The sequence below is a fragment of the Cupriavidus sp. NPDC089707 genome, assembly GCF_044748965.1.
Classification (GTDB): domain Bacteria; phylum Pseudomonadota; class Gammaproteobacteria; order Burkholderiales; family Burkholderiaceae; genus Cupriavidus.
In genome coordinates, this window is the sequence record NZ_JBIVHB010000008.1 from 108,254 (window position 1) to 133,202 (window position 24,949).

The following is a 24,949-nucleotide window of genomic DNA, read 5'->3' on the forward strand; positions in this document are numbered from 1 at the left end:
CGGCCATTTCCTGCGTCAGCGGATGATGAACGGGTTGTCCACCGTCGCGCCGGCGGCAATCCATACGCTTTTGGTCTGCAGGTATTCGTCGATGGCCTCGATGCCGCTTTCCCGGCCGATGCCGCTCTGCTTGTAGCCGCCGAAGGGAGACATGAAGCTGACCGCGCGATAGGTATTGACCCAGACCATGCCGGACTCGATCGCTTCCGACAGCTCGAACGCACGCTGGATATTCTGGGTCCAGACGCCGGCACCGAGGCCGTAGATGCTGTCGTTCGCGATGCGGATGGCGTCATCCTGCGTGTCGAACGGAATCGCTGACAGCACCGGGCCGAAGATTTCTTCCTGTGCGATTCGCATGCTGTTGTCGACATCGGCAAAGATGGTCGGCTCGACAAACCAGCCGTCGTCGATGCCGCTGCCGCTTGCGCGCTTGCCGCCGCACAGCGGCACCGCGCCTTCGGCCTTGCCGATCTCGATGTAGTCGAGCACCTTGGCCAGTTGCACTTCCGTCGTTACCGGGCCGACCTGGGTATCCGGCTGCATCGGATTGCCGAGCCGGGCGGTGGCCGCGCGCTCCGCCAGGCGCTCGAGGAAGCGCTTGTAGATCGAGCGCTGCACCAGCAGGCGCGAGCCGGCGATGCAGGTCTGGCCGCTGGCGGCGAAGATCCCGGACAGCACGCCGTTGATGGCCTGGTCGAAGTCGGCGTCCTCGAACACGATGTTCGGGCTTTTACCGCCAAGTTCCAGCGATACCTTCTTCAGGCTGGCCGCGGCGGTCTGGTAGATGAGCTTGCCGTTGGCGTCCGAACCGGTGAAGGCGATCTTGCTGACCTTGGGATGGGTCACCAGGCGCTCGCCGACTTCCGCCCCGAAACCGGTGACCACGTTGACCACGCCCGGCGGAAAGCCCGCTTCGTCGAACAGCCGCGCCAACTCCAGCGTCGACACCGAGGTGTGCTCCGAAGGCTTGATCACCACCGTATTGCCGGCCGCGAGCAGCGGTGCGAGCTTCCACGTCAGCAACAGCAGCGGCGAGTTCCACGGCGTGATGGCGACAATAACGCCCAGCGGCTCGCGCCGGGTGAAGTTGAAGTAGCCCTTCTTGTCCAGCGGGATCACCGCGCCCTGGATCTTGTCGGCGAGCCCGCCGAAGTAGCGGAACCACTCCGGGATGTAGCGGGTCTGGGCGTGCATCTCCGCGAACAGCTTGCCGTTGTCGCGGGTCTCGAGTTCGGCCAGGTGCTGCGCGTCGCGCTCGATCAGGTCGGCCACCCGGGCCAGCAGCTTGCCTCTCTGCGTCGGCGTCAGGCCCGCCCATGCGGGATTGCGGAACGCAGCGTGGGCGGCATCGACGGCCGCATCCGCATCCTCCGCCGTGCCCCGCGCGATCTGCACCCAAGGCTGGCCGTCGAATGGGTTCTTGCTGTCGGTATAGCCGTTGCCAGTGGGCTTCACCCACTCGCCACCGATGTAATGGTTGTAAGCTTGCATGTCGGTCCTGTCGCTTTCCCCTTACAGAAAGGGGGATCGAGTGGGCTTACTTGTGGGCGTCGCTGCCGAGCAGCGCTTCGCGGAAGCGGCTGCGCAGGAAGGGGCCGTCGCGCGGGGGCAGCACAGTGGGCACCGGCTCGGTGGTCACTTTCACCGTGGCCAGCAGCAGGCCTTCCGTGCTGAACAGTTCCTCGGCCAGCACCGCCAGTTCCCGCTCCGTGCGCACCGTGCGCGCGTTGTCAAAGCCTACCGCCTTGGCCACACCCGCGATGTCCACACCGCGCCCGGCGTGCGCCGGCTGCATCCCGGTCTCCGCATAGTGCTCGTTGTCGATCACGATCACCGCCAGGTTCTGCGGCTTGTCCACCGCGGCCGTGGCCAGCGAGCCGATCCCCATCATCATCTCGCCATCGCCGGTAACCACCACCACGCGACGCTCCGGTTGCGCCCGCGCGATGCCCAGGCCCACCATCACTGAGCCGCCCATCGCGCCCCACAGGTAAAAGTTGCCGGCGCAGTCGCCGGTCGAGGCCACGTCGTAGGTCGGATTGCCCAGGCTCGTCACCACCAGGGCATCGCCCCGGTGCTTCAGGATCCGGGCAATCGCCGTGCGGCGATTCAGTACAGCCTTTTGCGCTTCACTCATCTCAGTCTCACTTATTGAAGTTCTTGGCACCGATCACACGCTGGGCGATCAGCACCGCCGCCAGCCGGCCTGTCTGGTAGGCAAAGCGCGCCGTCGCGCCCACCGTCTTCGCCACCTCCTCAGCTTCGTCGGCGCGGTACACGTACGTGCCGGCCGACTCCAGCGCCTCCTGCGTGGACTTGCCCATCGCCACCTGCCAGGGATTGAACTCGCTCCACTCGCCCCGCATCGTCACGATGGCGAAGAACGGCATGCGGCATTCGTGCTGCAGCGACAGCATGTTGATGCAGTTGCCCACGCCACTGGACTGCATCAGCAGCACGGCGCGCTCGCCGCCCAGCCAGGCACCGCCGACCATGGCCACGCCTTCCTCCTCCGTAGTCAGCGACACCGTGCTGATCTCGGGATCGGCTTCGCACAGCCGGATCAGTTCGCTGTGCCCGGCGTCCGGGACATAGCAGACCTGGCGGACGTTCGCCGCCTTCAACTCTTGGTAAATCTCGCGTGGCCAGTTCGCCGACATCGTCTTCTCGCTCCAGTTGGCAGCGCCCTCGCACCGCCAGGTTCATCGTCGGCCATCGGCCGCTCTGAGCGAATCATGGAACAAGGACGAACGTCGCGAAAGTGATTTAATTGAATGATTGATTATTCATTTACATGATCTATCTGTCGCCATGCAGGCTTCGATGCCTATGCCAAAATCCGCATGTTCCGGCCCTGATGCGTGCAAGACGGGGATGGCCTTTGCGCGGAGAATCCGCCAGCATCGAGCATTCCTTGGACGACACCGATATGAACGTTCTGATTGTTTTCGCACACCCTGAACCGAACTCGTTCAGCGCAGCGCTGAAGAACACCGCCGTGCGGACGCTGACGGAACTGGGCCACCAAGTCACCGTCAGTGACCTGTACCAGATGGGCTGGTCGCCCACGCTTGGCGAAGTGGATTTCCCGCAAGCGCGCGCCGACGCGGACTACCTGGACCTGTCGCGCGAACAGGAACATGCGTATGCCCACCGCACCCACAGCGCCGACGTGCACGCCGAGCAGGAGAAGGTCAAGGCGGCAGACCTGGTGCTGCTTCATTTCCCGGTCTGGTGGTTCTCGATGCCGGCCATGCTGAAGGGCTGGGTCGACCGTGTGTTCAGCCGCGGTTTCGCATACTCGACCGGCCGCAAGTACGAGTCGGGACACTTCAAGGGCAAACGCGCCATGATCTGCCTCACCACGGGAACGGCCTCGACGTTGTACGAGCCGAATGGCATCGATGGCGACCTGCATCACGTGCTTTGGCCCATCCACAACGGCATCCTCGGCTACACCGGCTTCACGGTGTTGCCGCCCTTCGCGGCCTGGATGCCGGCACGGGTCACGGATGAAGACCGTGACGCCTACCTGGAAGCCTACGCCGCCCGGCTGAAGTCTCTCGACGACACCGAGCCGCTGTTCTTCCATCCCTGGAGCGACTACGACGAAACCCAGCGCCTGAAGCCCGGCGTGGTGGCGCGCTCCGGCGTGCAATGGAATCCGCGCGCCGGCCAGAGCTTCGAGGACTCGGCGCAGGCGTACGCCCAGCAAGAGAGCAACTGAACGACCAGCGGAGACTTGAATACCGTCATGATGAAGACCGATCTGTTCCAGACCCTGCATCATGTCTGCGTCGTGGTACGCGACATGGAGAAGTCCGTCGCCTGCTACGAGTCCATCGGCGTGGGCCCCTGGCACCCGTTTCCCTCGCTCGAGGCATTCCGTGGCGAGCTAGACGTGCCCGATGCCGATGCCTTCGTCAGGCTGCACTACCGCTACGCGAACCTCGGCAACGTCCAGCTTCAGTTGTGCGCGCCACCGGCCGGAAGTACGCCACAGCGGGAATTCCTGGACACGCGTGGCGAAGGCGTGTTCCATCTCGGCTTCGCCGTACCGGACTGCGACAAGGCGGAAGCCGAGGCAGCGGCGCTGGGGCTGGCGATCAGGATGCGTGGGCGCTTGCCAAACCGCAGTGGTTTCACCTACTTCGACACGGCGGACAAAGGCGCCGGCGTGACGCTGGAGATCCGGGCAAGCAAGGCCTAGCGCCGTCCAGCCTTACCTGCCCCATCGGGCCCGGCAAACGCTCCAGCGTTGCCGGGCCCGATGTTTTCACGATCGCAAACCGCACCAGCCACGACGCAAAAGAAAGTGGCCCTTGATGGCATCCACCTCAAGGGCCGATTCAGCAAGTCACGACTCAGTACACCACCGACTCCAGCAGCGGCTCCTGCTTGCGAATGCGTTGGTATCCCAGCGGCGACACATCGATGGTCCGATACTGCCCGTGGACGATCCACTCCGCCACCGCCCGGCCCGTGGCCGGCGCATGCATGACCCCATGACCGGAGAAGCCCGTCGCCAGCAGGAAGTTCCCGATCTCGTCATGCGCGCCGACCACCCCATTGTGGTCCAGCAGATTGATCTCGTAATGGCCTGCCCAGGCGCGCAGTAACCGCGTGCTCTCCATCGCCGGGACGCGGTGCGCGAGGTACGGCCACACGAAGTCCTCGAACAGGTAGTGATCCGGTTCGAAGTCGCCCTCTGCATGAGGATCCCTGTGCGCTTCGGGAGCAATGCCGGCAATGAAACCATCTCCCTCAGGACGGATCCATATGCCGGAGTTGTCGAACAGCATGGGGAACCCCTCGGTTGGAACCGGTGCCTTGATATGGAAAACGGTACGCTTGCGCGGCTCGACCGGCAGGGCGATATCCAGCCAGCTCGCCACTTTCCCGCCTGCAGGGCCGGCAGCATTCACACACCAGTCGCAAGGGATGACACTGTCATCGGCAAGCCTGACGCCTGTGACTCTGCCATTGCGCGATTCGATGCCGTTGGCTTCCGCCGTGACATACTCAACGCCAAGCTTCTTTGCTTCGCGCCGCACAAGCTGGAGCAGCGCCCAGGCATCGAACCAACCTTCGCTGGCGGCGCCATATGTCGCGATGCCGATATCGTCAACATTGAGCCACGGATAGCGAGCCTTTGCCTGTGCGGGCGTCATGATATCGATGGTTGCGCCGGCTTCGATCTGCGATAGCGCCGTCGCCTGCATGGCATCGGCGCCCTCCTTTGAGCCGAGCAGCAGGTAGCCGCGCTCGTCGAAGCCAATGTCCGCATCATCGCCAAACCACTGCCTGATGTCACGGAACATGCCGGCGCCGAAGAGGCTCATGCCGATGTTGAAGGGACAACCAAACTGCGTGCGGATGGACGAAGCGGACAGTGCGGTCGAACAATACTGATAAGTGGGATCGCGCTCGATCACCTTGATGGTTCCCGCAAAGCCCTCCTTGCGCAGGAAGAAGGCGGTAAAGCTTCCGATGATGGCGCCGCCGATGATGACGACCGTGGCAGTTCGCTGGTTCATGGTGGAAAAAAGGAGAGTTGATTTGGTGGATCAGGCAACGGCCGCCACAGCGGGATCGTTGTGGGACTTTCCGCCGTCGAGGTATGCCGCGCGGACTTCCGGGCTCTGCAGCAGTTCGCGCCCGGTACCGCTCATGACGATGCTGCCCTGCTGAAGCACATAGGCGCGGTGTGCCACGCGCAGTGCCTGGTTGGCGTTCTGTTCGACCAACAGGATCGTCATGCCATGGTCCCGGTTGAGCATTTCGATGATCTCGAAAACCTTCCGGATATAGATCGGCGCAAGACCCAGTGAGGGCTCGTCCATCAGCAGCAGCCGGGGATGGCCCATCAGTGCGCGCGCGATCGCCAGCATCTGTTGCTCGCCGCCCGACAAGGTACCGGCAAGCTGCTGGCTGCGCTCTGACAGGATCGGGAACATGTCGAACATGCGCTGCATGTCGGTACCGCGAGTCGCGGGATTGGCGAACGTCGCGCCCATCAGCAGGTTCTCGGTCACGGTCATGCGAGGGAAGATGCGTCTCCCCTCGGGGGAGATCGCAATGCCGCGCCGGGAAATCTCATGCACACCGAGGCCCTGGAGCGAAGTGCCCCGGAACAGTACGCAGCCACTGGAAATCCGCGGTGCGCCCAGGATACTGGTCATCAGCGTGGATTTTCCCGCGCCGTTGGCACCGATCAGCGTTACCGTCTCGCCCTCGCGGACAGAGAGCGATACGCCCCTCAGCGCGTGGACGTGCCCGTAGTGGGCATGTATATCTTCAATCTGCAGAATCATGCCGCGGCCTCCGTCTCGGTCAGCATCTCCGCGTCGCTTTCCGGTTCACCCAGATACGCGGTCACCACATTGGGGTCGTTCTGAACCTGCTCCGGCGAGCCTTCAGCAATCTTCTTGCCAAAGGACAGCACGTGGATATGGTCGGACACGTTCATGACCACGCTCATATCGTGCTCGATCAGCAGGATGCTCAGGCCAGTCTCACGCGCCAGGCGCGTCAGCAGCGCATTGAGCTCCGCCGACTCGCGCGGGTTCAGGCCCGCCGCCGGTTCGTCGAGACAAAGCAGCACCGGGTCCACGCACATGGCGCGCGCAATCTCCACCTTGCGCTGCAGGCCATAGGGCAGTCCGCCAGCGGCCGTATCCGCGCAGTCCTCCAGCTTCAGCGCCTGAAGGCTGCGGTAGGCCTTCTCCATCGCCTCTTCCTGCGCGCGTCGGTAACCCGGCAGGCCGAACAGCCCCGCCAGGCTGAAGTGGGACGCCTTCTGCAGTGCGTTGTGCTGGGCCACCACCAGGTTCTCCATCACCGTCATCTTCGGAAACAGGCGGATGTTCTGGAAGGTGCGCACCACGCCTGCCTTGCGCGTCACGTCGTGGCTCGGCAAAGATTCCAGGTGCAGGTGTCCGTGCCGGGGATGCATCATCCGGATGGAACCGGCAGTGGGCTTGTAGAAACCGGTCAGGCAATTGAACAGTGTCGTCTTGCCGGCGCCATTCGGGCCGATCACCGAGGTGATCTGGCCCTCCGCGACCGTCAGCGACAAGCCTTCGATGGCCTTGATGCCACCAAAGCGCATCTCCAGTCCGTCTACAGTGACTAGTGTTCTTGTCATCGACCGTTCTCCACTACAGCTGCACCGCTTACCGGAATGGCACGGTGCGTGCCCGCCCGCTTGCGCAGGTATTGCCTGAGCGTCAGCGTCGGCTCCCTGACCGACATCAGGCCGCCGGGCCGCCAGACCATGATCAGGACCATGGCCGCCCCAAACAGCAGCATCCGATATTCGGCAAAATCGCGGCCGAGCTCCGGCAGGAGCACCAGAACCAGCGCGGCCAGCACAACGCCCAGCTGGCTGCCCATGCCGCCCAGGACGACGATGGCGAGCACGGTTGCGCTTTCGCTGAAGGTGAAGCTTTCCGGCGAAATGAAGCCCTGGCGCGCGGCGAAGAAGACGCCGGCGAACCCGCCCAGCATCGCCCCCAACGCGAACGCCGACAACTTGACGTTGGTGACGTTGATGCCCAGCGCCTTGCAGGCAATTTCGTCTTCCCGCATCGCCTCCCAGGCCCGGCCCACCGGCAGACGGCGCAGGCGAAGGACCAGCACGTTGGTCAGCAGGGCCAGCGAAAAGATCAGGTAGTACAGGAAGATCACACGATGATCGTTGGAATACTCAAGCCCGAACACGCTGGAGAAAGTCGGCGCTTCTGCCGACCTGCTGAACGGCAAGCCGAAGAAGGTCGGCCTCGGAATGGAAGAAATGCCGTTGGGGCCGCCGGTGAGATCGGTCCAGTTGAGCATCACCAGCCGGATGATCTCGCCGAAGCCAAGCGTCACGATCGCCAGGTAGTCGCCGCGCAGCCGTAGCGTGGGGTAGCCCAGCAGGACGCCGAAGACGGCGGCGAACAGCCCGGCCAGCGGCAGGCACGCCCAGAACGAGAGCCCGAAGCCGATCGACAGCAGCGCATAGCTGTAGGCGCCAATGGCGTAGAACGCCACATAGCCAAGATCGAGCAGGCCGGCGAGGCCAACCACGACATTGAGCCCCCAGCCCAGCATCACATAAATCAGTACCGTGGTCGCAATGTCGACCAGATACCGGTTGCCCGAGAAGACGATCGGCAACGCCACGGCGATCCCGAGCGAGATCCAGCCAAGCGCCCTGGTGAACGCCGGTGGTTCGCGAAGGCGCGGCAATGCAGGCGTCTTCCCGGCCTTGCGCAAGCGCAGGCGGCCAACGGCCAGCATTTGCAGCACGCGTGCGGCGAACACGACGGCCACGGCAATGGCCAGCACTTCCCAGCGGGTCTGGAGTTGCAACTTGCCCCCCGCGTCCACCGTGGTGATGCCGATCAGCGGGATACCGAGCACGATGCCGATCAGGGCCACGCGTACCGCATCCGCCAGCCGCGCGCGCATGCCGCGGAATCCGAAAACATGAAGTGTGCTCATCAGACTTTCTCCACCTCCGGCCGGCCGAGCAGCCCGCAAGGCCGCACCACCAGCACCAGGATCAGGATGGCAAAGGTGGCGACGTCCTTGTACTCCGCCGAAAAGTAGCTGCCCCAGAACGACTCGATCAGGCCGATCAGGAGCCCGCCCAGCATTGCCCCAGGGAGCGATCCGATGCCACCGAGGACGGCCGCGGTAAACGCCTTCACGCCGACCAGGAAGCCAATGCTGAAATCGACAACGCCGTAGTACAGCGTCACCATGGTCCCTGAGATGGCCGCCAACCCTGCGCCCAGCATGAAAGTCAGCGAAATCGTGCGGGCGACGTTGATGCCGAGGAAGCTGGTCATGGTCCGGTCCTGCTCACAGGCCCGCTGTTGCCGGCCAAAGGCGGTGCGCGTGATCAGCCATGTGAAACCGCCCATCAGCAGGAACGTCGTCGCCACGATCAGGATCTGCACGTAGGACAGGTAGACCGCGGATTCGCCGTTGCCTGCCACTTCGACGCCACCGGAAATCACCGGCGCCAGCGCCTTGACGCGTGCGCCCTGGCTTAGCTGGACGAAGTTCTGCAGGAAGATCGAAACGCCGATCGCCGAGATCAGCGGCGCCAGGCGCGACGCGCCACGCAGCGGACGGTACGCCACCCGCTCCACCGCCCAGCCATAGGCGGACGTGAACAGGATGGTAAGGAACAGCACCACGACCAGCGTGAGCGGTACCGAAGTCACGCCAAGCGCGGTCATGAGAGTGAATCCTGAAATGGCGATGAAGGCGCTGATCATGAACACTTCGCCGTGCGCAAAGTTGATCATGCCGATGATGCCGTACACCATGGTATAGCCGATGGCGATGAGACCATAGACGGCACCCAGGGTCGCACCGTTGATGAACTGCTGTAATGCGAGATACATGAAAGGCTCCAACAAGCGCTATCGCAACCCGTGCAGCGCACAGCAGCGCGCTGCAATACCCATCAAGGGGGCAGTGCCACGCCGCGCGAGGCACTGCCACCACTGCGTCAGTTTGCGTAGCCGTATTGGTTCCCGCTCCAACGATAGACCACGTAGCCGGGCTTGGTGAGATCACCCTTGCTGTCGAAGCTGATGGGCCCGACCACCGTCGAGTAGTTGCCGTTGCGCAGCGCCTTCTGGACGGCTTCTGGCTTCACGCTGCGAGCCCGCTCGGCCGCCTGCGCGAATACCTGGATCGTCGCGTACGAATACAGCGTGTAACCATCGGGCTCGATCTTCGCCTGGCGGAAGCGCTCCACCACGTCCCTGGCTTCGGCATTCTTGCGCGGATCCGGGCCGAAGGTGAACATCACGCCATTCGCCGCGGGACCCGCGGCAGACAGCAGTTCCGTGTTGGTCAGCGTGTCCCCGCCCATGACGGCGAGCTTGAGCCCGGCTTGCGCCGCCTGGCGCAGGATCAGGCCAAGTTCGGTGTAGTACCCGCCATAGGCCAGCACTTCGATGCCGGCAGCCTTCAGCTTGCTCACCAGCACGTTGTAGTCCTTCTCGCCAGCGGTGATCGATTCGCGCAGCGATACCTTGGCCTTGTGGTCGGCGAGGGACTTCGCCACCTCGTCCGCCAGGCCCTTGCCATAGGCGCTCTTGTCATCGACCACTGCGATCTTCCTGCCGCTGAAGTTCCTGGCGAGATAGGAAGCGGCCACATTGCCCTGCTGGTCATCCCGGCCGGTCACGCGCACGATGTTTGCGAGGCCTCGGTCGGTGACCTTCGGGCTGGTCGAGATGGTCGCCATCGGGATGCCGGCATCGTGGTAGACCTCCGATGCGGGAATGGTCGAGCTCGAACAATAGTGGCCGTCCACGAACACCACGCCCTTGTTGACCAGCGTGTTGGCCACGGACACCGCCTGCTTCGGGTCGCACACGTCGTCGCCAATCACCAGCTTCAGCTTCTGTCCCAGCACGCCCCCCCTGGCGTTGATATCTGCAATTGCCTGCTCGGCGCCGGTGCGCATCTGCTCCCCACCCGACGCATACGGGCCTGTCATCGGCCCGGCAACACCAATCAGCAGATCGGCCCAGGCCGAATGGCTCACCCCCAACATCAGTCCGGCCGCGCAAACGCTAACCGACAGCAGCTTCTTGCTCATTTCGTCCCTCACTTGGTATGTTCACTTGCGCATCGCAGGCAACGGTGTGCGCATTGCGTGGATCCTGCCCAGGCGCCTGCTTCGCTGCAGATCGCCAGTCCCGATGTGCCAATGCCGTGGTGCGACAACGACTTTGGTTGAGCGAAATTCTGCTGGCTATCGCGCGCCGCCGCTTGCATCCAGGCAGAGCAAGATTTGCGGCTTTTTGCACAATGATCTGTAGTGGAGCCGCGTAAATAAGGGGGTTCAACTTAGGGGTATTCACCTATTACGCACAATCATGGATCGGACGGCCCAATCACTGGGCGCCGATGCCGCCGTATCGGTGCAACCCCGGACCATCGTGCCGCCACAAACAAGAAAGGTGCGCCCATGGACGCACCTTTCGCTGCCGTGTCGCGGGAGATCAGAACCGCTCTGCCACCGCTTTCATCTGCAGAAACTGCAGCAGGTAGTCAGGACCACCCGTCTTCGTGTCCGTACCGCTCAGATTGAAGCCGCCGAACGGCTGCACACCCGCCAGCGCGCCGGTGCACTTGCGGTTGAAGTACAGGTTTCCGACGTGGAACTCGCGGCGCGCCTGTTCGATCCGGCTCCGGTCGCGCGAATAGAGCGCGCCGGTCAGGCCATAGACGGTGTTGTTGACCGCCTTCAGGCCCTCTTCAAAGTTCGCCACGCGGGTCGCCGCCACGAACGGCCCGAAGACTTCTTCCTGGAAGATGCGGGCATCCTGCGCGACATCGCCGAAGATCGTGGGCGCGAAGAAGTAGCCGTCCCCCTCCAGCCGCTCGCCGCCGGTCAGCAGCTTGCCTTCGCCCTTGCCGATCTCGATGTACTCGGCAACCTTGTCGGCTTGTGCCGCATTGCACACCGGCCCCAGGTCCGGGTTGGTGTCGGCAGCGCCCACACGCAGTTCCCTGGCACGGGCGACGACCTTCTCCACCAGCGCGTCGTAAACCGAATCGACCACGATCAGGCGCGAGCATGCGGAACACTTCTGGCCGGAGTAGCCGAACGCGCTCTGGATCACGCCCAGGGCGGCCGCATCGAGGTCCGCGGTCTCGTCCACCAAGATGGCATCCTTGCCACCCAGTTCGAGGAACACGCGCTTGATCCACTTCTGCCCGTCGCGCACCCTGGCCGCCGACTCGTGGATCGCGATGCCAGTCTTCAGGCTGCCGGTGAAGTTGATGAAGCGGGTCTTGGGATGGTCGACCAGGTAGGCACCGATCTCGCTGCCGATGCCGGGCAGATAGTTGATGACGCCCGGCGGGAAGCCGGCTTCCTCGAAGATCTCGAAGACCTTGGACAGCGACACGATGGTGTCTTCGGCCGGCTTGCAGACCACGGTATTGCCGACCACGATGGCGCCCATCAGCATCCCGGTCATCAGCGCCATGGGGAAGTTCCACGGCGCGATGGTGACGCCGACGCCCAGCGGGATGTAGAAGCTCTTGTTCTCTTCCCCGGGGCAGGCGTTGAGGTGACCGACACCGTCGACAAAGCGCAGGGCCTGCCGGGCATAGTACTCGGTGAAATCGATCATCTCGGCAACTTCAGCGCTGGCCTCGACATAGTTCTTGCCGATCTCGTGGACCAGCCACGCTTCCAGCTCTTGTTTGCGCCCACGCATGATCTGCGCGGCCTTCAGGCACAGCCGCGAGCGGTCTTCCTGAGGCCAGCGCTTCCACCCCTCAAACGCGGTCCAGGCGGCCTGGATTGCCTGCTCGGCGTGGTCGACGCCCGCCTTGCTGGTGTGGCCGACAACTTCGCCGGGCCGCGAAGGATTGGTCGAGGTGAGCTTCGCCGCCGTCTCGATCTTCTTACCATCGATGATCAGGGGGTAAGTCTTGCCGAGTTGCGCACGGACTTTGTCCAGCGCGCTGCGCATGGCACCGAGCGATGCTTCGGTGGTGTAGGTATCGAAAGGTTCGCTCTGAAAGGGGATGACGTTCACGTTGGGCTCTCCGCGTTCAACCAGTTGGCCCGAGCCGGAGGGCGTTGCCGTCCGTGCATCGGAATCGTGCACATCTCGCGCAGCAGCGATGCTGCGACGCCGGATGCGTTGCCAAGGATTTTGTGGCGCGTAGCGCCGCCCGTCTTGCATGGCGCCCTGCCCAAAGCCGCGGATTACTGCACAACGGGACTGGCTGGCCGCGCCCTGGCCCGCTGGCCCGAGCGGGTAACGAATGGCCGAAACCGCGTGATAACATCGCGCTACCCACGCCGCAGGTGCCCCCTACGACCATATGCTCGACACCAAGAACCTATTGCACGGGATTGACCTGGTACTGGATCTGGCGCTGATGGAGCAGGTATTCGACCGGCTTCCCAACGTCCTTTTCTACGTGAAGGACAAGGAGGCGCGCTACCTGATGGTGAATGCCACCCTGGTCGAGCGCAGCGCCCTGGTCAGCAAGGGAGACGTCATCGGCAAGACGGCAGACGAGCTGTTCGAGGTCACCGGCTCAAGCACGATGATGCAGGACCTGAGCGTCATCCGCAGCGGCGAACCGATCATCGATGTGCTGCGCCTGTTTTTCTCGGCCGACGGGCACCGGCAATGGTGCCTGAGCTCGAAGTTTCCGGTCAGGGATGCGGAGGGCCAGGTCGCCGGCCTGCTGGGCATCTCGCGCATCCTGCCCCGCCCGGACGAGAAGCACGCCAGCTACAAGCGCCTGCTGCAGTTCCTCAAGCGCCTGGAAGAGCCGGCGCAACCGAACCTGCGCATCAGCGAGATTGCCCGCGAAGTGCAGTTGTCACTGGATACCCTGGAGCGGCTTTGCCGCGAGGTGTTCGGGCTTACTCCGAAGCAGATCATGATGCGCATGCGGCTGGACCGCGCCTGCCGCCTGCTGGAAACCACGGATGCCAGCATCACCGACATTGCCGCCGAATGCGGCTATGCGGATCACAGCGCGTTCTCGCGGCAGTTCAAGGCAGCAACCCTGTGTACGCCCCAGCAATACCGTGCGGCGCATCGTACGTCTTAGCTGCGGCGCACGCCCCCGCGCGAGCGCCGGATCAGTCTTCCCCGTCCACGTGGCACAAGATCCGGTGCGCCAGGCGCAAATGGGGCCGGTCGATCATGGCGTTGCCGAGCCTTGCCACGCCCGAGGCGCCGACCTTGGAGAAGGCGTCGACGACATGCCGGGCCCAGCGCACCTCTTCCTCCTGCGGCATAAAGGCCCGATTGATGGCGTCGATATGTGAAGGATGCGCGGCGGCCTTTGCGGTAAAGCCATCGCGCTTCGCCTGTGCGGCTTCCTGCCCGATCTGCGCGGGATCCGTCGGGCTTGTGCTGACCGCGTCGATGGCATCGATGCCGGCCTGCGCGGCGGCCAGCAGGCACATCGTGCGCGCCACGGAAAACGGCGCAGTGAGCTCCTTGCCGATATGCGACGAGAATGCGCCCAGCTCGGCGGCTAGATCGTCCACACCCCACATCAGCGCCCGCAGCCGCATTGGCGCATTGCGATAGGACGACAGGCCGAACACGCCTTCGGAGGACTCCGTCGCCATGGCGATGATGGCGATCTCCCAGTTGTCGGGCAACAGCGCGCACTCAAGGGCTGCGAGGAAGTCACAGAGCCGGTGCACATCGTCGACGCTCCGGCATTTCGGCAGCACGATCGCATTTGGCCGGTGCGGGACCACGGCGGCCAGGTCGCGCAGGATATGGCCTGACGCCAGCCCGTTGACGCGCACCAGCAAGGCCGGCTCCATCGACGCGCGGTTCTGCTCGAGGAAGGACACCAGCTTGCGCCGCGCATCTTCCTTGCCATGCTCCGGTACGGCGTCTTCGAGGTCGAACACCAGCCCGTCCGCCCCCGACTTCAGCGACGCAGCCAGCTTGCGGTCGCTGTCCGCGGGAACGAAGAGAAGGGAGCGCAGGCGCTGTGGCAGGTTGTCATGCATGGTCGCTGGTCTCCGGAGATCCGCTCTTGGTAGTGGCGGCCAGGCTTTTCACGGGCCTGGCATGCTGCCTACAATGCCAGCGATCGCGCAGCCAGGCAAACCGGGTTTTCCGAAAGCACGTTTCGCCAATCACGAATGGGTCGAAGTCGGCTTCGTTGCACTCTGAGCCGGCGACTGGCTCAGCGGGCGCAGCCAGGCAACACGCGGCCTACCGCGCCAGATATCCTTGAAGCCGCCTCAACCCTTCGTCGAGTCGGCCGGTATCGCAGGCATAGCACCAACGTACGAAGCCTTCGCCTTCCGGCCCGAATGCAACGCCGGGGGCAAGCCCGAGCCCCGCCTCCCGGACAAGGGCCTTACACAGCGAAAGGCTGTCTTCCGCCCCTGGCATCGAAAAGAAGAGATACATCGCACCCGGCGGCGCCTTGAGATCGATTCCGGGAAGTGCAGCGAGCCCGCGCACAAGGTGGTCGCGCGAATCCTTCAGGCCAGCGACGAAGTCCCGTACAAAGGCCTCTCCCTCCTTGATCGCAGTGATGCCGGCTTGCTGCACAAACGACGGAGCACACGAGGTGTTGTACTCGATCAGCTTGGATATGTCGTCCATCAACGAGGCAGGCGCGACAAGCCAGCCCAGCCGCCAGCCCGTCATCACCCACGACTTTGAGAATGAATTGACGCAGATAACCTTTTCCTCGCGATCCGCCGCGTCCAGGAACGAGGGCGCAATGGCGAGACCATCCCCCGCGTAGCAGAGGCGCTCGTACACCTCATCGGCAACGATCCAGATATCGTGCCGGCGACAGTGATCGAGCAGCAGCCTTTGCTCCCCGGTACTCAAGGTCCAGCCGGTCGGATTATTCGGGGAATTGATCAGCAGCAGCTTCGTGTCAGGCGTAAGCGCGGCCAACAGCTTGTCGATGTCAAGCGTCCATCCCTCCACCCCATACTCGAGGGAGACGGTCTCGACGTCGGCGCCCAGGATCTTTGGGATTTCAACAAGATTGGGCCACAGCGGCGTGACCGCTACCACCCTGTCTCCATGTCCGGCCAACAGCTGTGTCGCCAGCATCAGGGCACTGACACCGCCGCTTGTTATCGCTACGTTGTCGGCGCGGGTTGCGCCATGCAACCGACTGACGTATGCGGCGATCTCTTCCCGAAGCGGTGCAATGCCAAGGTTATGCGTATAGAAGGTTGCGCCGTCGCGCAATGCCTTGTCAGCGGCGTCGATGATGAACTTCGGCGTTGGCTGGTCCGACTCGCCAAACCAGAAAGGCAAGACATCGTGCAATCCCATTCCCGCATTCGCGACCTCGCGAATCCGCGATGGCCTCAATGCACGTACGACATCACGAGCACTGACTGCCGGGAAGTCGCCGATAGATTTTTCGCCAGTATTCATTTTACTTATCCGCAAACTGTATAGAGCGAAAGGCCCCCGAGGAGCCTTGTTTTCATTTCCACAGTGCGCACTTCGATTCAGCTTTGGCCAGATAGGCCTGGTCACCAGGGATGGTCTGAACCAGCTTGTAGTAGTCCCATGGCCCCTTCGACTCAGCCGGACTTTTCACTTGCATCAGGTACATGTCGTGCACCATGCGTCCGTCCGGCCGGATCACGCCATGCCTGGTGAAGAAGTCGTTAATCGGCGTACTGCGCAACTCTGCCATTACCTTATCCGCGTTCGTCGTCCCTACAGCCTTCACCGCTTTCAGGTAGGTCATTGTTGCGGAGGCGTCCGCGGCCTGGAACATCGACGGCATCTTTTTCATCTTGTCGAAGTACCGCTTAGCCCACGTCCGGGATTCCGCGCTTTGGTCCCAGTACCAGCCATCGGTTAGATACATCCCCTGCGTCGCCTTGAGTCCGAGTGAGTGGATGTCGTTGATGAACACCATCATGGCAGCGATCTTCATGGACTTGCCGATGCCGAACTCCTGGCTGCCCTTGATCGAGTTCACCAGGTCTCCCCCGCCATTGGCAAGGCCTAGCACCTGCGCCTTCGATGCCTTGGCCTGCATCAGGAATGACGACAAATCTGGCGCCGAGAGCGGATGCCGCACTGATCCGAGTACCTTGCCGCCGTTGGCGACGACGACATCGGAAGTGTCCTTTTCCAGCGAATGGCCGAAGGCATAGTCGACGGTCATGAAGTACCAGGACTTGCCGCCGCCGCGGGTCAGCGCGCCGCCGGTACCGCGCGCCATTGCCGTCGTGTCATAGGCGTACTGGACAGTATAGGCGTTGCACTCCTCGTTGGTCAGGCGCGTCGTGCCAGACCCCGCCGAGATGAATACCTTCTTCTTTTCTGCGGCAATGCGTGCCATGGCAAGGCTGGCCGAGGAGTTCGAGCCGCCGATCAGCAGCTCGACACCTTGCTGGTCAAACCACTCGCGGGCCTTCGCCGCGGCGATGTCCGCCTTGTTCTGGTGGTCGGCCACCAGCAGTTCGATCTTGCGGCCGAGCACGCTGCCGCCCGCATCGGCGATGGCCAGGCGGATGGCTTCCGCACCGCCGGGGCCGTCGAAATCCGCATAGACGCCCGACATGTCGGTGATAAAGCCGATCCGCAGCGGCGGCTCAGCGGCCGTCGCTGCCGTGGTGGTGGCCAGCCCCGTCAGGAGGCCCGCCAGGGCAACGAATCGTTTCGTGGTGCTGTTCATCTTTGTCTCCTATCTAATTTTTTTCTGCCTTCCGTACCTGGCGGCCCCGACGCGACACGCCGCGCGCCGGGGCCGCCCCGGGCACCTACGCCTGCCCGACCATCCAGCCTGCCGGCGTACGGGGCTTGTCAATCCGCGCCAGATCGCAGATAACGTCTGCGATGCCGGAAAAATCGATACCACCATAGTCGCTGGCGCGGGCCAGGCTGAAGGACTCATGGACGGCGGCGGCCACCGGCATCGGCACCCGGGCCGCGTGGGCGGCGGTCACGATCAGCGACATATCCTTGTGCGCGAGATCGATGGTGAAGCCCGGGCTGGTATCGCCGGCCAGCACCTTATTTGGAAAGTTCATGCGCAGCTGCCCGTTGTTGGCAGACGTCCCGTAGAGCACCTGCAGCGTCTTGGTGATATCGAGCCCGAAGCGCTGCGACAGCGCCAGCGCCTCTGCATTCACCTGGCACAGCGTGACCGCCACATAGTTGTTGACCAGCTTGGTCCGTCCGCCACTGCCTACTCCGCCGCAGTGGTACACCGTGGTACCCATGGCATCGAGCAGCGGCCTGACGCGCGCAAAGTCCGCATTGCTGGCGCCGACCATGAACAGCGACTCGCCACGGTCGGCATGCTCGGCCAGGCGGCCCACCGGTGCGTCCACTACCGACAGCCCGTGCTTGACCGCCTCGGCCTGCAGCCGGTCGGTCGCGAGCGGGTCGATCGTGCTCATGTCCAACAGGACGCTGCCCGGCTTCGCGTTGACGAAGATGCCGTCGGCACCTAGCGCCAGCGCTTCCACCTCCACCGAACTCGGCAGCATCGTCACTACGATGCTGCAGTCACGCGCGATCTGCGCAACGCTGCTGCCCGCGCTGGCACCCAGCTCCACCAGTTCACCGACCGCCACGGGATTGAGATCCAGCACGACCAGCGCAAAGCCCTTCCGTGCCAGGTTGGCAGCCATCGGCTTGCCCATGCGGCCTAGGCCGATAAATCCGATCTTTTCCATGTTTCCTCCAGTATCGTTGTGATGCGGTGCGTGGGTTCAGTAGCCGATGTAGGCCGTCTTGCTGACCGTATAGAAATCGACGGCGTAGCTGCCCTGCTCGCGCGGGCCATAGCTCGATCCCTTGGTGCCGCCGAAGGGCACGTGGTAGTCCAGGCCGGCGGTCGGCAGGTTGACCATGGCCAGGCCGCTTTTGACGTTCATCCTGAAGTGGGTCGCATGCTTGTGTGAGCTGGTGCAGATCCCGGCGGACAGGCCATACTCGGTATCGTTCGCCACCGCCAGGGCTTCGTCGTAATCGCCTACCCGGATCACTGACGCAAACGGGCCGAACACTTCCTCCTGGTTGATGCGCAGGTTGTTGCCGCCCGCCATCAGAGCCGGCTGCATGAAGAAGCCTGGGCTTTCGCGTTCCAGCAGTTGGCCGCCTTCGAGCAGTTCCGCGCCCTCCTCCTTGCCGATGTCGATATAGCCCTGGATCATGTCAAGCTGCCGCTGGTTGATCACCGGTCCGATATCGGTGCCGTTGGCCAGTGCGGGACCGACCTTCAGGCCGCGCATGCGCTGGCGCAGCGCTTCGACAAAGCGGTCGTGGATGCCCGCAGTGACGATCAGGCGGCTGGAGGCCGTGCAGCGCTGCCCAGCGGAGAAGAACGCGCCATTGGCCGCGCACTCGACCGCCAGCGCCAGGTCGGCGTCATCCAGTACCACCAGCGGGTTCTTGCCGCCCATCTCCAGTTGCACGCGGATCATGCCGCGCACGGCGGTCTGTGCGAGCTTGCGCCCGGTCCTGACGCTGCCGGTGAAGGTGACGGCATCGATGTTCTCGAGCAAGGCTTCGCCCGCCACGTCGCCGCGGCCGTTCACCAGGTTGGCGACGCCGCCCGGCACCCCGCTGCGCTCCAGCACGCGGAACAATTCCCAGGCGACGCCGGGCGTCTCTTCCGAGGGCTTGAGCACCACCGTGTTGCCAAAGGCCAGTGCCGGCGCCAGTTTCCAGGCCGCGATCGCGATCGGGAAGTTCCAGGGCGTGATGGCCGCCACCACGCCGACCGGCTCGCGGCTGGTCAGCACGCCGATGTTCGGACGGACCGAGGGCAGGTTGTCGCCGCCATACCGCACCGCCTCGCCGGCAAAGAACTGGAAGATCTGGCTGGCGCGCATGACTTCCCCGATGCCTTCCGCGCGCGTCTTGCCGGCTTCGCGCGAGACCAGCTCGCCCAGTTCCTCCTTGCGCGCGGCCAGCTCGATCGCGGTCTTTAGCAACACATCGCTGCGCATCTGTGTGGTGGTGGCGGCCCACGCCGGCAAGGCGCGGCGCGCGGCCGCGACGGCCTGGCGGGCCTGCTCCTTGTCAGCCAGCGCGAACTCGCCCAAGCAATCGCGCGTATCGGAAGGGTTGAGGCTCTGAATGGTCTCGGTGCTGCCGACCCATTCCCCGTTGATGAAGCTTGGCTTTACCGACATCTGCGCGGCGTCTCCATGTTGAACGGTGGGAAGACTGCTCTCAGTGCTTACCCGCCGTATCGTTTTAACCGTAACTCATCATAGAATTACATTTAACAAAGTGTCGAATAACAAAAACTGATTCTCCTATCAACGCTGGGCATAACATCGGGTAACTACTGAGTTCATGGACATTCGACAGATCCGGGCCTTCCTTGCCATCGCCGACACCGGCACGGTGACGCGCGCGGCCGAACTGCTGCACGTGGTGCAGCCCGCCGTGTCACGGCAGATCAAGCTGTTGGAAGATGAGATCGCCGCGCCGCTCTTTGTCCGCACGCGGCACGGCATGCAATTGACCGACGCCGGCCAGGTCCTGAGCGAACGGGCGCGCCGGGCGTTGCGCGAACTCGATATGGCGCGCATGGAGATCCATCCAGAAGCGCAGAGCATCTCCGGCGTGGTACAGATCGGCCTGCTGCCGAGCAGCTGCGACCTGATTGCCGATGCATTGGTCAGGGCCTTGCAGCAGAACTACCCACAGGTACGGGTATCGATTTCGGTGGGCTACACCGACCACCTGCTGCGATGGCTGGAAAACGGTGAGGTGGAGGCGGCGCTACTCTACAACCCGGCGCCGACGCCGGCGCTCGATATCGCCCCGCTGGTGGAAGAGACACTGAGCCTGGCCGGGCCTGCCGCACTGCGGCTGGAAGACATGGTGCCGGTGCCCATTTCGGCCTTGGGGCAAACCCCGCTGGTGCTGCCAAGTGCACCGCACGGCTTGCGCAGCCTCGTCGAACACGCGTGCGCGGTCGCCGGCGTGGAGATCACGGTCGCGGCGGAGACCAACGCGCTCAGTGTCCAGAAGCAGCTGGTGGTCAGCGGCTACGGCCTGACGGTTCTGCCACGCATCGCGGTACGCGACGAGATCCAGCGCGGCCAGCTCAGCGCCGCACCCATCGACGGCTCCGACTTCACGCGGCGCATCGCGCTGGCGACACCGGCATCGCGCCGCATGTCGCCAGCGTTGCGCTGCGCGACCAGTACGCTGCGCGCGTGCATGATGGAGATCGCGTCCAGCGGCGACTGGCTAGGCGCACGGTGGATCCCGGACTAGCCTTTCGCCGCGGCTAGCCTCTGAAGCGGGACTGCAGGGTCCCGACGATGCCGCTGCGGAAGCAAAGCACGCAGGCCACGAAGATAAAACCAGTGACCATCGAAACCGATTCCCCCAGCGTATTGAACCAGGGCATGCCGGTGACCGAGGCAAGCCACGCGCCGATCTCGCCCAGCTTGTTCTCCAGCGCGATCACGACGAACGCTCCGACCAGCGGCCCGAACAGCGTTCCCAGGCCGCCCACCAGCGTCATCAGCACCACGAGCCCCGACATCGACCAGTGCACGTCAGTCAGCGTTTCGAAGCCCAGCACCAGCACCTTCAGCGACCCGGCCAGGCCAGCCAGGGCCGCGGACAGGATGAAGGCCACCAGCTTGAAGCGGTCGACGTTGTACCCGAGCGAAACCGCGCGCGGCTCATTCTCCTTGATCGCCTTCAGGATCTGGCCGAACGGCGAATGGATCGCACGCGCGATCATCGCGAAGACCGCCACCAGGATCGCCACGCTAACGTAGTAAAGCGTGGTGTCGTCGCCCAGCGGCAGCAACCCGAACAGCTTGCCGCGCGGCACACCCTGCAGCCCGTCCTCGCCGCCGGTAAAGGGCGACTGCAGGCACAGGAAGTAGAGCATCTGCGCCAGCGCCAGCGTGATCATTGAGAAGTAGATGCCGCTGCGGCGGATGGCGATCGCCCCCATCACCAGCCCGAGCAGCGCGCCGGTGCCGATGCCGGCCAGCAGGCCGAGCTCCGGCGTCAGCCCCAAGCTTTTCCAGGCCAACCCGGAGACATAGCCGGCGCAACCGAAGAATGCCGCATGGCCGAACGACAGCAGGCCGACATAGCCGATCAGCAGGTTGAAGGCGCTGGCAAACAGCGCGAAACAGAGCACCTTCAGCACGAATACCGGATAGGCGCCCAGCGACGGCGCGAGCATCAAGGCCACCAGCAACAACAGGCCGGAGACCTGGAATGCCCTGCGTTGCGCGGCAGGCCGCTTCAAGCCGAGGTACAGATCCGCCGCCAGCATAGATTGGACTTGCATCATTGCTCCTTCCCGAACAGCCCTGCCGGGCGCAACAGCAGCACGATCACCATGATGGCGAACACCACGGTCGACGATGCTTCCGGATAAAACACCTTGGTCAGCCCTTCGACCACGCCCAGCCCGAGACCGGTCAGGATCGCGCCCTTGATTGACCCCATGCCGCCGATCACCACCACCGCAAACACGATGATGATCAGGTTCTGCCCCATCAGCGGCGACACCTGCATCACCGGCGCGGCCAGCACGCCGGCGAACGCTGCCAGCGCTACGCCGAAGCCATACGTCAGGGTCACCATCGTCGGCACGTTGACGCCGAAGGCTTCGACCACCTTGGGGTTCTCGGTGCCGGCGCGCAGGTAGGCGCCCAGCCTGGTCTTTTCGATCACGTACCACGTTGCCAGGCAGGTGCCGAGCGAAGCCGCCACCACCCACATGCGGTAGTTGGGTAGCTGCATGAAGCCGAAGTCGGTCGCGCCCTGCAGCACGTCGGGCGTGGAGTAAGGCAGCCCCGATACACCGTAGAACGAACGCAACAGACCTTCGATTACCAGCGTGATGCCCAGCGTCAGCAACAGGCCGTAGATGTGGTCGAGCTTGTAGATCCAGCGCAGCATGGACTTCTCGATCACCACGGCGAGCCCGGCAACGACCAGCGGCGCCAGCAGCAGCATGCTCCAGTAGCCAAGCCCGGCATATTCCAAGCCGATCCAGGCCAGCACCGCACCCAGCATGAAGAACGCGCCGTGCGCGAAGTTGATGACGTTCAGCAGCCCGAAGATAACCGCCAGCCCGAGGCTCAGCATGGCGTAGAAGGCGCCATTGACCAGCCCGAGCAACAACTGCGACAGCAGCGCCGGAAGCGGGATTTCAAACAGATTCATAAGTCGCTCCTTATACGCCCAACAATTCATGCAGCACCGGCATCTTGGCCTGCAGCTCGCTGGCCGCGAAGCGTTCGACGATGCTGCCGTGCTCCATCACGTAGAAGCGGTCCGCCAGCGGCGCGGCAAAGCGGAAGTTCTGCTCCACCATCACCACCGTGTACCCCTTCTGCTTGAGCATCAGGATCATGCGCGCGAGCGCCTGCACGATCACCGGTGCCAGCCCTTCCGAGATTTCATCGAGCAGCAGCAGGTTCGCGCCCGTGCGCAGGATGCGCCCGACCGCCAGCATCTGCTGCTCGCCGCCGGAAAGACGCGTGCCCTGGCTCTGGCGGCGCTCCTTCAGGTTCGGGAACATCTCGTAGATTTCGGCCTCGCTCATGCCCTTGCTGGTGTCGGCGCCCTTGAGCACCGGCGGCAGCATCAGGTTCTCTTCGCATGAGAGGCTGGAGAAGATGGCGCGCTCTTCGGGGCAATAGCCGATGCCGTAGTGCGCGATCTTGTGCGTCGGCAGGCCGATGGTCTCGTGGCCGTCGACCTTGATCGAGCCCTTGCGCGCCCCGGTCAGGCCCATGATGGCGCGCAGCGTGGTGGTGCGCCCGGCGCCGTTGCGGCCCAGCAGCGTGACCACTTCGCCGCGGTTCACGGTCAGGTTCACGCCGTGCAGGATGTGCGATTCGCCGTACCAGGCGTGCAGGTCCTTGATTTCCAGTGCGGGAGTATTGGATGTGCTCATCGTGTCGTCCCCGGCTCAGTGCGCGCCCTGCAGTTCCGCGTCGGCGGTGCCCATGTAGGCCTCCATCACGCGCGGATCCCTGGACACTTCCGCATACGGGCCTTCGGCCAGGATCGCGCCGCGCTGCAGCACCGTGATCTTGTCCGCGATCGAAGAGACCACGCTCATGTTGTGCTCCACCATCAGGATGGTGCGGCCCGCCGAGACCTTCTTGATCAGCTGCGTGACGCGGTCCACGTCCTCGTGGCCCATGCCCTGGGTGGGTTCATCGAGCAGCATCAGCTCGGGCTCCATCGCCAGCGTGGTGGCGATCTCCAGCGCGCGCTTGCGCCCGTACGGCAGGTTCACCGTCAGCGTTTGCGCGAACTCGGTCAGGCCGACCTGTTCGAGCAGCTCCATGGCGCGGTCGTTGAGCACATCGAGTGAGCGCTCGCTGCGCCAGAACTGGTACGCCGTGCCCAATTGCCGCTGCAGCCCGATGCGCACGTTCTCCATCACCGTCAGGTGCGGGAATACCGCCGAGATCTGGAACGAGCGGATCACGCCGCGCCGCGCGATCTGCGCGGGCTTTTCGCGGGTGATGTCGATGCCGTTGAAAAGGATGGTGCCGGTGGTCGGCTCCAGGAATTTGGTGAGCAGGTTGAAGCAAGTCGTCTTGCCTGCGCCGTTGGGACCGATTAAGGCGTGGATCGAGCCGCGGCAGACTTGCAGATCGACTTCGCTGACGGCGGTAAATCCTTTGAAATCCTTCGTCAGCCGGCTGGTTTCAAGAATGAGGTCCTGATTTACCGTTTGCGCCGCATAGATCCTGCCGGCATTAATGCCACCCTCAAACTGACGTTGCCGCATGGACCCCCTCTTTCGCGTAAGTTCCGCCAAGAGCTTCCCTGCCACACGGAATATTCCTGCCTGGATTCATTTTGTCTCCTATTTTCCACTTGTCCATCGCAGGGGATGGTCAAGGTTCAGCCATCATATAAGTCGATTCATTCAGGAGTTAAATAGAATTTCGGCATGGGACTATAACGATTCCCGATGGAGGATTGAGACGGCACCGGGAGTGGCGTAGACCAAAGGAGGGTTGTCACTCTCATTTGAGAGCGTTCATAAAAGTTGGGGAGGCCGATTTCGTCAGGCCGCCCTGGCTTGCGGCAGGGCTGCATGCTCTCGCACGCGCGCTGGTGCCGGCCACCGACGAGTTGATCGGCGAGCTGGCACGCTACCGCCGCGCCCATGGGCTGGCACCTACCCCGCGGCCCGGGGAAACGCGCCCGCTGGTGCTGCCCGTCATCGGCCGTCAGAACGACGAGAAGACCCTGTCACGCGGCGCACTGCACCTGATTCTGAAGGAAGTGTTCGGCATGGAGGCCGCGCGCCTGCGTGCGCGCGGGCCCGAGTGGAAGGCGCAGACCTCGGTGATCGCCAGCGCCTCCGCCCACTGGCTGCGCTACAGCGCCGGCTCGCTGGCTGCCATTACCAGGTAAGGGAAATTGAACTGCTCAGTTAACGGGAAGCTAAA

The 24,949-nt window shown here is 63.6% G+C and carries 23 protein-coding genes and 1 pseudogene; 5 read left to right on the forward strand and 19 right to left on the reverse strand.

The window, feature by feature from the left end:
• Window positions 1–15: 15 nt before the first annotated feature.
• The 3 genes from ACIP1U_RS15250 to ACIP1U_RS15260 are packed head-to-tail and all read right to left on the reverse strand — an operon-like array spanning window position 16 to window position 2,663.
• Entirely contained in the window at window positions 16–1,494 is a 1,479-nt protein-coding gene (locus tag ACIP1U_RS15250; protein WP_400316280.1) for an aldehyde dehydrogenase, read from the reverse strand.
• A gap of 46 nt (window positions 1,495–1,540) precedes the next feature.
• Entirely contained in the window at window positions 1,541–2,140 is a 600-nt protein-coding gene (locus ACIP1U_RS15255; protein ID WP_400316282.1) for a thiamine pyrophosphate-dependent enzyme, read from the reverse strand.
• A gap of 7 nt (window positions 2,141–2,147) precedes the next feature.
• On the reverse strand, window positions 2,148–2,663 hold the full coding sequence (locus ACIP1U_RS15260) for a thiamine pyrophosphate-binding protein (protein WP_400316284.1): 516 nt from the start codon (window positions 2,661–2,663) through the stop codon (window positions 2,148–2,150).
• A 269-nt stretch (window positions 2,664–2,932) separates the two neighbouring features.
• Between ACIP1U_RS15260 and ACIP1U_RS15265 the strand changes: the two genes are divergently transcribed.
• Window positions 2,933–3,730, forward strand: a complete 798-nt coding sequence (locus tag ACIP1U_RS15265) for an NAD(P)H-dependent oxidoreductase (protein ID WP_400316286.1) — start codon at window positions 2,933–2,935, stop codon at window positions 3,728–3,730.
• Between the two features lie 27 nt (window positions 3,731–3,757).
• Window positions 3,758–4,213: a VOC family protein gene (locus tag ACIP1U_RS15270; RefSeq protein ID WP_400316288.1), complete on the forward strand. Its 456-nt coding sequence runs from the start codon at window positions 3,758–3,760 to the stop codon at window positions 4,211–4,213.
• 154 nt (window positions 4,214–4,367) lie between these two features.
• Here the strand turns inward: ACIP1U_RS15270 and ACIP1U_RS15275 are convergent, their stop codons facing one another.
• The 7 genes from ACIP1U_RS15275 to pruA all read right to left on the reverse strand — a co-directional run bounded on the left by ACIP1U_RS15275 (window position 4,368) and on the right by pruA (window position 12,572).
• Window positions 4,368–5,540 carry an NAD(P)/FAD-dependent oxidoreductase gene (locus tag ACIP1U_RS15275; RefSeq protein ID WP_400316290.1) on the reverse strand — a complete coding sequence of 391 codons (1,173 nt, stop codon included), beginning with the start codon at window positions 5,538–5,540 and terminating at the stop codon, window positions 4,368–4,370.
• Window positions 5,541–5,570: 30 nt separating this feature from the next.
• Window positions 5,571–6,314: an ABC transporter ATP-binding protein gene (locus ACIP1U_RS15280; protein ID WP_400316632.1), complete on the reverse strand. Its 744-nt coding sequence runs from the start codon at window positions 6,312–6,314 to the stop codon at window positions 5,571–5,573.
• A complete protein-coding gene (locus tag ACIP1U_RS15285) occupies window positions 6,314–7,150 on the reverse strand; it encodes an ABC transporter ATP-binding protein (protein WP_400316291.1) in 837 nt (278 codons plus the stop codon). The genes ACIP1U_RS15280 and ACIP1U_RS15285 overlap by 1 nt, the downstream gene beginning before the upstream one ends.
• Window positions 7,147–8,457 (reverse strand): high-affinity branched-chain amino acid ABC transporter permease LivM, encoded by a 1,311-nt coding sequence (livM, locus tag ACIP1U_RS15290; RefSeq protein WP_400316293.1) that lies wholly within the window; start codon window positions 8,455–8,457, stop codon window positions 7,147–7,149. The genes ACIP1U_RS15285 and livM overlap by 4 nt, the downstream gene beginning before the upstream one ends.
• Window positions 8,458–8,489: 32 nt before the next feature.
• The gene (locus ACIP1U_RS15295) at window positions 8,490–9,404 is read right to left on the reverse strand and encodes a branched-chain amino acid ABC transporter permease (protein ID WP_400316295.1); all 915 of its coding nucleotides are present in this window, start codon (window positions 9,402–9,404) and stop codon (window positions 8,490–8,492) included.
• A 107-nt stretch (window positions 9,405–9,511) separates the two neighbouring features.
• A complete protein-coding gene (locus tag ACIP1U_RS15300) occupies window positions 9,512–10,615 on the reverse strand; it encodes a branched-chain amino acid ABC transporter substrate-binding protein (protein WP_400316297.1) in 1,104 nt (367 codons plus the stop codon).
• Window positions 10,616–11,021: 406 nt separating this feature from the next.
• On the reverse strand, window positions 11,022–12,572 hold the full coding sequence (gene pruA, locus ACIP1U_RS15305; RefSeq protein ID WP_400316299.1) for an L-glutamate gamma-semialdehyde dehydrogenase: 1,551 nt from the start codon (window positions 12,570–12,572) through the stop codon (window positions 11,022–11,024).
• Window positions 12,573–12,864: 292 nt separating this feature from the next.
• Here pruA and ACIP1U_RS15310 point away from each other — a divergent pair, with 292 nt between their 5' ends.
• Window positions 12,865–13,608, forward strand: coding sequence for a helix-turn-helix domain-containing protein (locus ACIP1U_RS15310; RefSeq protein WP_400316301.1), 744 nt, complete (start codon window positions 12,865–12,867; stop codon window positions 13,606–13,608).
• A 31-nt stretch (window positions 13,609–13,639) separates the two neighbouring features.
• Here the strand turns inward: ACIP1U_RS15310 and ACIP1U_RS15315 are convergent, their stop codons facing one another.
• The 5 genes from ACIP1U_RS15315 to ACIP1U_RS15335 all read right to left on the reverse strand — a co-directional run bounded on the left by ACIP1U_RS15315 (window position 13,640) and on the right by ACIP1U_RS15335 (window position 19,669).
• Window positions 13,640–14,533, reverse strand: a complete 894-nt coding sequence (locus tag ACIP1U_RS15315; protein WP_400316303.1) for an HpcH/HpaI aldolase/citrate lyase family protein — start codon at window positions 14,531–14,533, stop codon at window positions 13,640–13,642.
• A gap of 208 nt (window positions 14,534–14,741) precedes the next feature.
• Window positions 14,742–15,938 (reverse strand): pyridoxal phosphate-dependent aminotransferase, encoded by a 1,197-nt coding sequence (locus ACIP1U_RS15320; RefSeq protein ID WP_400316305.1) that lies wholly within the window; start codon window positions 15,936–15,938, stop codon window positions 14,742–14,744.
• 52 nt (window positions 15,939–15,990) lie between these two features.
• Window positions 15,991–17,199 carry an ABC transporter substrate-binding protein gene (locus tag ACIP1U_RS15325; protein WP_400316307.1) on the reverse strand — a complete coding sequence of 403 codons (1,209 nt, stop codon included), beginning with the start codon at window positions 17,197–17,199 and terminating at the stop codon, window positions 15,991–15,993.
• 85 nt (window positions 17,200–17,284) lie between these two features.
• Window positions 17,285–18,205: an NAD(P)-dependent oxidoreductase gene (locus ACIP1U_RS15330; RefSeq protein ID WP_400316309.1), complete on the reverse strand. Its 921-nt coding sequence runs from the start codon at window positions 18,203–18,205 to the stop codon at window positions 17,285–17,287.
• Window positions 18,206–18,241: 36 nt separating this feature from the next.
• Window positions 18,242–19,669, reverse strand: coding sequence for an aldehyde dehydrogenase family protein (locus tag ACIP1U_RS15335; RefSeq protein WP_400316311.1), 1,428 nt, complete (start codon window positions 19,667–19,669; stop codon window positions 18,242–18,244).
• A gap of 166 nt (window positions 19,670–19,835) precedes the next feature.
• On the opposite strand from ACIP1U_RS15335, the gene ACIP1U_RS15340 reads away from it, so the two are divergent.
• Window positions 19,836–20,768, forward strand: coding sequence for a LysR family transcriptional regulator (locus ACIP1U_RS15340; protein WP_400316313.1), 933 nt, complete (start codon window positions 19,836–19,838; stop codon window positions 20,766–20,768).
• Between the two features lie 13 nt (window positions 20,769–20,781).
• Here the strand turns inward: ACIP1U_RS15340 and ACIP1U_RS15345 are convergent, their stop codons facing one another.
• The 4 genes from ACIP1U_RS15345 to ACIP1U_RS15360 form a co-directional block, all read right to left on the reverse strand.
• Window positions 20,782–21,702 (reverse strand): branched-chain amino acid ABC transporter permease, encoded by a 921-nt coding sequence (locus ACIP1U_RS15345; protein WP_400316634.1) that lies wholly within the window; start codon window positions 21,700–21,702, stop codon window positions 20,782–20,784.
• A gap of 107 nt (window positions 21,703–21,809) precedes the next feature.
• Window positions 21,810–22,694 (reverse strand): branched-chain amino acid ABC transporter permease, encoded by an 885-nt coding sequence (locus tag ACIP1U_RS15350; RefSeq protein ID WP_400316315.1) that lies wholly within the window; start codon window positions 22,692–22,694, stop codon window positions 21,810–21,812.
• Window positions 22,695–22,704: 10 nt separating this feature from the next.
• A complete protein-coding gene (locus ACIP1U_RS15355; protein WP_400316317.1) occupies window positions 22,705–23,430 on the reverse strand; it encodes an ABC transporter ATP-binding protein in 726 nt (241 codons plus the stop codon).
• A 15-nt stretch (window positions 23,431–23,445) separates the two neighbouring features.
• Window positions 23,446–24,279, reverse strand: coding sequence for an ABC transporter ATP-binding protein (locus ACIP1U_RS15360; RefSeq protein WP_400316319.1), 834 nt, complete (start codon window positions 24,277–24,279; stop codon window positions 23,446–23,448).
• A 326-nt stretch (window positions 24,280–24,605) separates the two neighbouring features.
• Between ACIP1U_RS15360 and ACIP1U_RS15365 the strand changes: the two are divergent.
• Window positions 24,606–24,893, forward strand: a pseudogene (locus ACIP1U_RS15365) (integrase); the annotation flags it as partial.
• Window positions 24,894–24,949 lie beyond the last annotated feature (56 nt).

Bases quoted from the DNA above. Each gene is read 5' to 3' on its own strand.
- ACIP1U_RS15250 (WP_400316280.1), bottom strand. From the start codon at position 1,494: ATGCAAGCTTACAACCATTACATCGGTGGCGAGTGGGTGAAGCCCACT.
- ACIP1U_RS15255 (WP_400316282.1), bottom strand. From the start codon at position 2,140: ATGAGTGAAGCGCAAAAGGCTGTACTGAATCGCCGCACGGCGATTGCC.
- ACIP1U_RS15260 (WP_400316284.1), bottom strand. From the start codon at position 2,663: ATGTCGGCGAACTGGCCACGCGAGATTTACCAAGAGTTGAAGGCGGCG.
- ACIP1U_RS15265 (WP_400316286.1), top strand. From the start codon at position 2,933: ATGAACGTTCTGATTGTTTTCGCACACCCTGAACCGAACTCGTTCAGC.
- ACIP1U_RS15270 (WP_400316288.1), top strand. From the start codon at position 3,758: ATGATGAAGACCGATCTGTTCCAGACCCTGCATCATGTCTGCGTCGTG.
- ACIP1U_RS15275 (WP_400316290.1), bottom strand. From the start codon at position 5,540: ATGAACCAGCGAACTGCCACGGTCGTCATCATCGGCGGCGCCATCATC.
- ACIP1U_RS15285 (WP_400316291.1), bottom strand. From the start codon at position 7,150: ATGACAAGAACACTAGTCACTGTAGACGGACTGGAGATGCGCTTTGGT.
- livM (WP_400316293.1), bottom strand. From the start codon at position 8,457: ATGCGCGCGCGGCTGGCGGATGCGGTACGCGTGGCCCTGATCGGCATC.
- ACIP1U_RS15295 (WP_400316295.1), bottom strand. From the start codon at position 9,404: ATGTATCTCGCATTACAGCAGTTCATCAACGGTGCGACCCTGGGTGCC.
- ACIP1U_RS15300 (WP_400316297.1), bottom strand. From the start codon at position 10,615: ATGAGCAAGAAGCTGCTGTCGGTTAGCGTTTGCGCGGCCGGACTGATG.
- ACIP1U_RS15310 (WP_400316301.1), top strand. From the start codon at position 12,865: ATGCTCGACACCAAGAACCTATTGCACGGGATTGACCTGGTACTGGAT.
- ACIP1U_RS15315 (WP_400316303.1), bottom strand. From the start codon at position 14,533: ATGCATGACAACCTGCCACAGCGCCTGCGCTCCCTTCTCTTCGTTCCC.
- ACIP1U_RS15320 (WP_400316305.1), bottom strand. From the start codon at position 15,938: ATGAATACTGGCGAAAAATCTATCGGCGACTTCCCGGCAGTCAGTGCT.
- ACIP1U_RS15325 (WP_400316307.1), bottom strand. From the start codon at position 17,199: ATGAACAGCACCACGAAACGATTCGTTGCCCTGGCGGGCCTCCTGACG.
- ACIP1U_RS15330 (WP_400316309.1), bottom strand. From the start codon at position 18,205: ATGGAAAAGATCGGATTTATCGGCCTAGGCCGCATGGGCAAGCCGATG.
- ACIP1U_RS15335 (WP_400316311.1), bottom strand. From the start codon at position 19,669: ATGTCGGTAAAGCCAAGCTTCATCAACGGGGAATGGGTCGGCAGCACC.
- ACIP1U_RS15340 (WP_400316313.1), top strand. From the start codon at position 19,836: ATGGACATTCGACAGATCCGGGCCTTCCTTGCCATCGCCGACACCGGC.
- ACIP1U_RS15345 (WP_400316634.1), bottom strand. From the start codon at position 21,702: ATGCTCGCGCCGTCGCTGGGCGCCTATCCGGTATTCGTGCTGAAGGTG.
- ACIP1U_RS15350 (WP_400316315.1), bottom strand. From the start codon at position 22,694: ATGAATCTGTTTGAAATCCCGCTTCCGGCGCTGCTGTCGCAGTTGTTG.
- ACIP1U_RS15355 (WP_400316317.1), bottom strand. From the start codon at position 23,430: ATGAGCACATCCAATACTCCCGCACTGGAAATCAAGGACCTGCACGCC.
- ACIP1U_RS15360 (WP_400316319.1), bottom strand. From the start codon at position 24,279: ATGCGGCAACGTCAGTTTGAGGGTGGCATTAATGCCGGCAGGATCTAT.